This window comes from Celeribacter sp., from assembly GCF_048259695.1.
Lineage (GTDB): Bacteria > Pseudomonadota > Alphaproteobacteria > Rhodobacterales > Rhodobacteraceae > Celeribacter.
Genome location: NZ_JBLXHL010000044.1, coordinates 1 through 6348 on the forward strand (window position 1 = coordinate 1; position 6348 = coordinate 6348).

Consider the following 6348-nt stretch of genomic DNA (forward strand, 5'->3'; position numbering starts at 1 on the left):
TGATGGAGCGGTGCCGCACTCTGCAGATGGTGTTCCAAGATCCCTACGGTTCGCTGCATCCGCGCCATTCGGTGCGCACGACGCTGTCGGAACCGCTGAAGATCCACCGGCTCGGAGATACCGAGCGCCGGCTCGCGCAGGTAATGCAAGACGTCGGGCTGCCGATCGAATTCCTCGACCGTTACCCGCACCAGCTGTCGGGCGGGCAGCGCCAGCGCGTGGCGATCGCCCGCGCGCTGATCCTCGAGCCAGAGGTGCTGCTGCTCGACGAGCCGACCTCGGCGCTCGATGTCTCGGTGCAGGCAGAGATCCTCAATCTTTTGGTTCGGCTGCGCGAGGAGAAGGGCTTCACCTACGTCATGGTCAGCCACGATCTTGCAGTGATCGATCACATGTGCGACCGCTTCGCGGTGATGAAGGCCGGGGACATCCTAGAGGTTCTGCCGCGCAAGGCCATTCTCGATGGCTCGGCCCAGCACCCCTATGCGCAGGAGCTGATCGCCGCCAGCCTCGCCTACGAGGGCGCGGCGTAAGTTCATTCGATGTCAGAGTGATGACCCCTTCCCACCGGATGGCGGGGAGGGGTTCTTGCTTGGACAGGAGAGGGAGCGCGGCAGGGCAAAGCGAAAGGCGCACCCCGCGGGATGCGCCCTGTTGTCGTCCGGTGTCGCCGGGTTCAGCGCGACTTCACCACATCTTCGAAGCGCGACACCCAAGGGTCGATGATCACCCCCGACACGTCGTCCTGAAAGGCCGCCGTGACCACCCGTTCCGAGAACGGCTGGATCGAGGCCACCTTCTCGTCGATCAGTTCCTGGATCTGCTGGTACTGCGCGATCTGCGCGTCGGCGTCTCGCTCCACCAGCGCGCTCTCGATGAGACCGTTCAACTCGGCATCCTGATAGGAGGTGCGCCAGCTTTGGTAGTTGGTTAGCCCGGCCTCCTGGCTGTTGTCGGGGTTGTAGACGAGCGCCCGCAGGTTGCTGTCGGGGTGCGGCTGCTGGCCGCCGCCGCCGCGTCCGACCAGCAGCTCGAACTGGCGCTCGCGCATGGCGCCGTAGATCTGCCCGCCGTCGCCGGTGATGATCTCGGCCTTGATCCCCGCCTGCGCCAGCGTGCCCTGGATCGCCGTCGCGCTGTCGAGGAACTCCTGCGTCGAGATCACCCGAAGTGTGGTGTCGAAGCCGTCGGGGTAACCCGCCTCGTTAAGGAGCGCCTTGGCCTTCTCGACGTCCAGCGTGTAGCCGGGATCGTCCAGCGCGCCAAAGGCGCCGCTGTTGATTACCCGCTGCCGTTCGACCCCGAAGTAGGGCATGATCGCGCCGTTGATGCCCTTGTAGTCGATCAGGTAGCGCAGCGCCTCGCGCACCTTGGGATCGTCGAATTTCTCGTCCGCGACCGAGGCGGCGAGGTAATAGAACCCGGCGCTGGCCTCGGTCTCGACGGTGATCTTCTCGTCCGCCTCGAGCGCCCGCAGGTCGGGCGCGGCAAGGCTGAAGCCGACGTCGATGTCGCCCTGCTGCAACCCGAGCCGCTGGCTCTGGCTTTCAGGCAGGTGGCGCATTAGCACGCGCTTCATCGCCGGAGCCTCGCCCCAGAACTCGTCGTTGCGGGTCAGGATCACGTATTCATTGGCGCGCCACTGGCCAAGCGTGAACGCCCCAGAGCCCGCAGAGTTGTTGGTCAGCCAGCTCTGGCCGTGATCGTCGCCGGCGTGCTCCTCGACCAGCTTGCTGTCGAGAATCGAGCCGATGCCGGCCTGCGAGATGTACATCAGGATCATCTTGGGATCGCCCGGCTCGGGCATCACCATGCGGAAGGTCTGATCGTCGATCACTTGAAACTGGTCATCCACCCCCTCGGCGGTGAAGCCGCGCGAATTGAGCCCTGAGGATTGCGACTGGCCCAGTGTCATCACCCGGTCGAAGCTGTATTTCACGTCCGCCGCTGTCAACGGGTTGCCCGAAGCAAATTTGGCATCCGGGCGAAGGTGGAAGGTGATGCTGAGGTTGTCCTCGCCGATCTCCCAGCTTTCCGCGAGGCGCGGCATCAGCGCCTTGGTCTCGGGGTCGAGCTCGACCAGCGCGTCGTAGACGTTGTTGAGCACCTGCACCGCCTCGCCGCCGGTGATCGCGGCGGGATCCATGGTCAGCACGTTGGTCATGGTGAAGGCGACGATCAACTGATCGTCCGGCGTCTCGGCCAGCGCCGGGTTCGCCCCCGCCAGCAGCGCTGACAGCGCCACGCCCGTCAGGAATTGTCTCATAGGTTCTCCTCCCAAAGGTTCTAGAGACCCGCGCTGGTTCAGCAGACGCGGTTGTTTTCGATCAGCTCGAAATTGATGTCCTCGCCCAGACCGGGGCGGTCGGGCACATGGACAAATCCGTCACGGTCCATCGGGTCGGACAGCGTGTTGAGATAGTCGAGCCCGTCGTCATATTCGAGGAACGGGTGCAACAGTCCGCGCTCGTACCACTTGCAGTTCTTCGCCGAGGCGACGACATGCAGGTTCATCGCTGTGTTGCCATGCACCTCGCATTCCATGCCGAAGGCTTCGGCCAGATGCATGGTCTTCAGCGCTGGGGTGATCCCGCCGACGTCGTTGACGCCGGTGCGCAGGATGTCGCAGGCGCCCGAGGTGATCCATTCGGCGCGGTGCCAATGCTTGCCCGCCGCGCTTTCCGGGCCGACCACGGGAATGTCGAGATTTTCGGTCAGCCAGCGGTAGGAAGACATCGACTGCTCGTCCATCGGCTCCTCGATCCACGCGAAATCCAGCTTCTCCAGCCCGCGGCCCAGCTCCAGCGCCTCGGTGCGCTTGTACCAATGGAAGGCGTCGATCATCAGCGCGATGTCGGGGCCGACCGCCTCGCGCACCGCGGCGCAGGCCTTCAGATCCATTTTCACATCGGGGGCCCAGCTCACGGGCGGCATCCATGTGTGCAGCTTGATGCCCTTGTAGCCGCGCGCCACCAGCGCCTCGGCAAAGCGGCCGTAATCCTCGGGCGTGGCGAGCCCGCCCTCAATCTCGTCGCCGCACATGATCGAGCCATAGGCCAGCACCTTGTCGCGGTAGCCGCCGATCAGCTTGTAGACCGGCTGGTTTAGCGTGCGACCCGCGAGGTCCCAGAGCGCGCAATCGATCACCGCCAGCGTGCGGTCGGTGAGCTGCGCCGCCGAGCCGCGCTGCCAATGCGCCAGGTCCTGCCACAGCCGCTCGCGGTCACGGTGGTCCTGTCCGATCAGCACCTTTTTGACGAACTTGTCGATGACATGCGGGCGCGCCACCTCGGGCGGGCAGAAGGAATGACCTTCGACTCCGTCCTCGCTGCGGATGGTCACGATGGCCTGCTGCACCTCGTGCTCGGGGCCGGGGTGGGCGTGGCCCGCGCTGTCGGAATGGCGGCGGGTCTTGTGGCGGAACACGCGCACGGACACGTCGGTGATGATCACGGGTGGTCTCCTCCTCTCCGCTGGCCGGGACGCCCTGCGGCAATCTGTATAACAGGAACGTATGACATATATCTACAGCTGGTCAACGGCTTTTCCGGGTACTCCCGTGACAGGGCAGTTGCTATCGCTGCAATCAGGCCGATTTCTCTGGTGTCTTGGCCCTCGGTGCAGTTAAACTTCCTGTTGTACAGAAATCCACGGGCGCGAACCTATGACCGACATGAATGCTCTTCTCTCTCCTGCCGGGCAGGTTGCCGAGCCGACGCCCGCGCGCACCCGCGCCGAGCTGATCGCCGCCGGGCTGCGTCGCGAGATCGAGACCGGACGCTTTCGTCCCGGCGACCGCCTGCCCAGCGAATCCGAGCTCACGCGCATCCACTCGGTCAGCCGTACTGTGGTACGCGAGGCGCTTGGCCTGCTGCGGTCCGAGGGGTTGGTGGAAGCGCGCAAGGGCTCCGGGGTCTTCGCCCTAGACCCGGCGCAGGCGCGGCGGGCGCAGCCGTTCGCCGATCTAGACATGGAGCGGCTCTCGGGGGTGATCGAGCTTTTCGAGCTGCGTTCGGCTTTCGAGATCCGCGCCGCCGGGCTCGCCGCGACGCGCCGCTCGGCGCAGCAAATCGACGCCATTCTCAAGGCCAACGCGGCTGTGTCGGCCGCCTTCGAAGCGGGCGGCAACACCCGCGAGGCCGATTTCGGCTTCCACTACGCGATCGCGCAGGCGACACAGAACAAACGCTTCCCGGAGTTCCTCGCGCTGATCCGGCCCGGCATCGTGTCGCGGGTCGAGCTTGAGGCGGGCAGCACCGGCACACCACGCGCCTACACGCCGAACCCCGATCTCGTGCAGGAGCACGCGCGCATCGTCGATGCTATTATCGATGGGGCGCCCGAGGCGGCGGAGGCCGCGATGAAAGCGCATCTCGAGGGCAGCCTCGCGCGCTACCGCGGCCTCTTGCGCGGCGGCGATGCCTATTAGTTTTGTCCGCGACTGGCTAAGCTGGACCTACCGTCGTTAGCTCTCCTTGGAGCGGAGCTCTTTAGCAACGAAGAGAAGATTGTTATTACTTAATTCGACCTTATCCGCGCGAAGCCCTCTCCGGGATCCTCAGTCCTCAGCCAACAGCTGAGGGGTCGCCGCTTGGTGTCCGTTTTCGGCCGTTCATCAAAACTTCACTTGTCCCGGGGACGCGGCGGACGCATCGCAGTGTGGACGAAGATAGCTCTTGAAAGACGCCAATATGCCTTCCCTTACACTACAGGCAGCCCTCCCCGAGACAACGTCCGAAGAACTCCGCGCCATGGCGCGGGCCGCTCTGGCCGGAGGCGAGGTGGCGCGGCAAACGCTGCGCCGCCGAGATGGCGCCGAGATGGTGCGCAAGGGGCGGCATGATTACCAGACGCAGGGCGATCTGCAGACCGAGGCGGTCATCGTCGCCGCGCTGAAAGAGGCCTTTCCCGGCTGCGGCATCATGGGCGAGGAGCAGGTCGGCGACTGCGCAGCGGAAGAGGGCCGGTCGACCTTCGTGATCGATCCCATCGACGGCACCACCAACTACGCCTGGGGAATCCCGCATTTCGGCGTGGTGATCACCCGGCTCGAACGCGGTGAGGTAATGGCCGGGATCACCTATGATCCGATGATGGGCGAGATGTTCTCCGCCGAGATCGGACAGGGGGCCTGGCTCAATGGCGTCCGCCTGGATGCGACCGGCACGGCAGATGTCGAGAATTCGGTGATCGGGGCGGGGCTGCCCATTCGCGGGCAGGTGCGGAGCGTGTCCGAACACTGCTATCACGCCGCGCTGCGCCGGGCGATGGACAGCACCTCGGGTGTCCGGCGGCTCGGCAGCTCGGCGCTGTCGATCGCCTACGTGGCCGCGGGGCGGCTCGACGGGTTCTTCGAGGACATGCTGTCGCTGGTCGACTACGGCGCCTCGGTGCTGATCCTGCGCGAGGCGGGGGGCGTGGTCACCGGGTTCGACGGCGGAGATATCCGCAGCCCCGGCGCCATCCTCGCGGGCAGCGCCGGGATGCATCCCTGGCTTCTGGAGGGCTTCGCCGCGGGCTAGGCTAGCGCGGCGAAGAGCCCTTCGGGGTCGTGCGTGGTGATCTGGTCGACCCCGAGCGCCACCAGCCGGCGGCACAGATCGACGGTTCCGGGTGCGAGCGCCTTCACCGTGTAGGCGTCCACCCGGCATCCCGCGGCGTGGAAGGCGGCGATCATGTCGAAGTCGCGGGCCAGGGCGTCCAGGATCAGGCGGATGTCGAGGTAGATCATCCGGGCGGTCCCGGCCTCGGCGAGGGCACGTCCGACGAACCCGCTGTCATCACCAGAGACCTCGAGTGCCTCGCGGGCGCCGAAATGGCAGGGGTCGTGGCCGGTCTTCAACTGCGGCAGCGCCTCGGCCAAACGGCGGATCGCCAGCGCATCGCCCCCCGACAGGATCATGTGGCGCTGTACCGGCGCGACGTCGCGGGCGAAGGCACAGATATCGCTGTCCGACAGGGTGCTGTTGTCCTCCTTCAGATCGAGCTGCAGCAGGGCACCTTCTCCGATGGCGGCGGCCGCGAGGTCGCGGCAGAGGTCACCCAGCAGCGCCACCCCGACATCGGTCGCCGCCCCGCCGTTGTCGCGCAGGTGCAGTGGGCGCAGCGCCTCGGCCGAGGCCAGCCCGACCGGCCCGCTGCGGGAGGTCGCTCGGTCAAGGGTCTCGTCATGCAGCACCGCGAAGCCGCCGCCGGCGTGGCGGCGCAGGTCGATCTCAACCGAGGCACCGAGCCGCATGCCCTCGCGGATTCGCTGCGGGTCGAACTCGAAGTCGGCGTGGCGGGGGGGGCCCCGGGGGCACTGTGGCCCAGTGGGGCGCCCGGCGGGGGCGATGACCCGGGGGGGCG

Annotated in this window: 6 protein-coding genes; 3 read left to right on the forward strand and 3 right to left on the reverse strand. The window is 66.3% G+C overall.

The genetic code is table 11. The features are described 5' to 3' along the window. On the forward strand, positions 1-533 hold a 533-nt coding region (locus ACN0Q0_RS17280), incomplete at its 5' end, for an ABC transporter ATP-binding protein (protein WP_417244447.1). A gap of 143 nt (positions 534-676) precedes the next feature. Here ACN0Q0_RS17280 and ACN0Q0_RS17285 read toward each other — a convergent pair. Continuing rightward, entirely contained in the window at positions 677-2266 is a 1590-nt protein-coding gene (locus tag ACN0Q0_RS17285) for an ABC transporter substrate-binding protein (protein ID WP_343504959.1), read from the reverse strand. A gap of 38 nt (positions 2267-2304) precedes the next feature. Further along, positions 2305-3453 carry a mandelate racemase family protein gene (locus ACN0Q0_RS17290; RefSeq protein ID WP_343504958.1) on the reverse strand — a complete coding sequence of 383 codons (1149 nt, stop codon included), beginning with the start codon at positions 3451-3453 and terminating at the stop codon, positions 2305-2307. Positions 3454-3664: 211 nt separating this feature from the next. Here ACN0Q0_RS17290 and ACN0Q0_RS17295 point away from each other — a divergent pair, with 211 nt between their 5' ends. Both ACN0Q0_RS17295 and ACN0Q0_RS17300 read left to right on the forward strand, forming a co-directional pair. Then, positions 3665-4429, forward strand: coding sequence for a FadR/GntR family transcriptional regulator (locus ACN0Q0_RS17295; protein ID WP_343504957.1), 765 nt, complete (start codon positions 3665-3667; stop codon positions 4427-4429). 247 nt (positions 4430-4676) lie between these two features. Further along, positions 4677-5522, forward strand: a complete 846-nt coding sequence (locus ACN0Q0_RS17300) for an inositol monophosphatase family protein (RefSeq protein WP_417244448.1) — start codon at positions 4677-4679, stop codon at positions 5520-5522. Here the strand turns inward: ACN0Q0_RS17300 and ACN0Q0_RS17305 are convergent. Then, positions 5519-6348, reverse strand: an 830-nt coding sequence (locus tag ACN0Q0_RS17305) for a glycerophosphodiester phosphodiesterase (protein ID WP_417244449.1), incomplete at its 5' end; no start/stop codon positions are given. The genes ACN0Q0_RS17300 and ACN0Q0_RS17305 overlap by 4 nt on opposite strands.

Excerpts from the sequence above, each read along its gene's own strand:
- ACN0Q0_RS17285 (WP_343504959.1), bottom strand. The coding sequence starts at position 2,266 with ATGAGACAATTCCTGACGGGCGTGGCGCTGTCAGCGCTGCTGGCGGGG.
- ACN0Q0_RS17295 (WP_343504957.1), top strand. The coding sequence starts at position 3,665 with ATGACCGACATGAATGCTCTTCTCTCTCCTGCCGGGCAGGTTGCCGAG.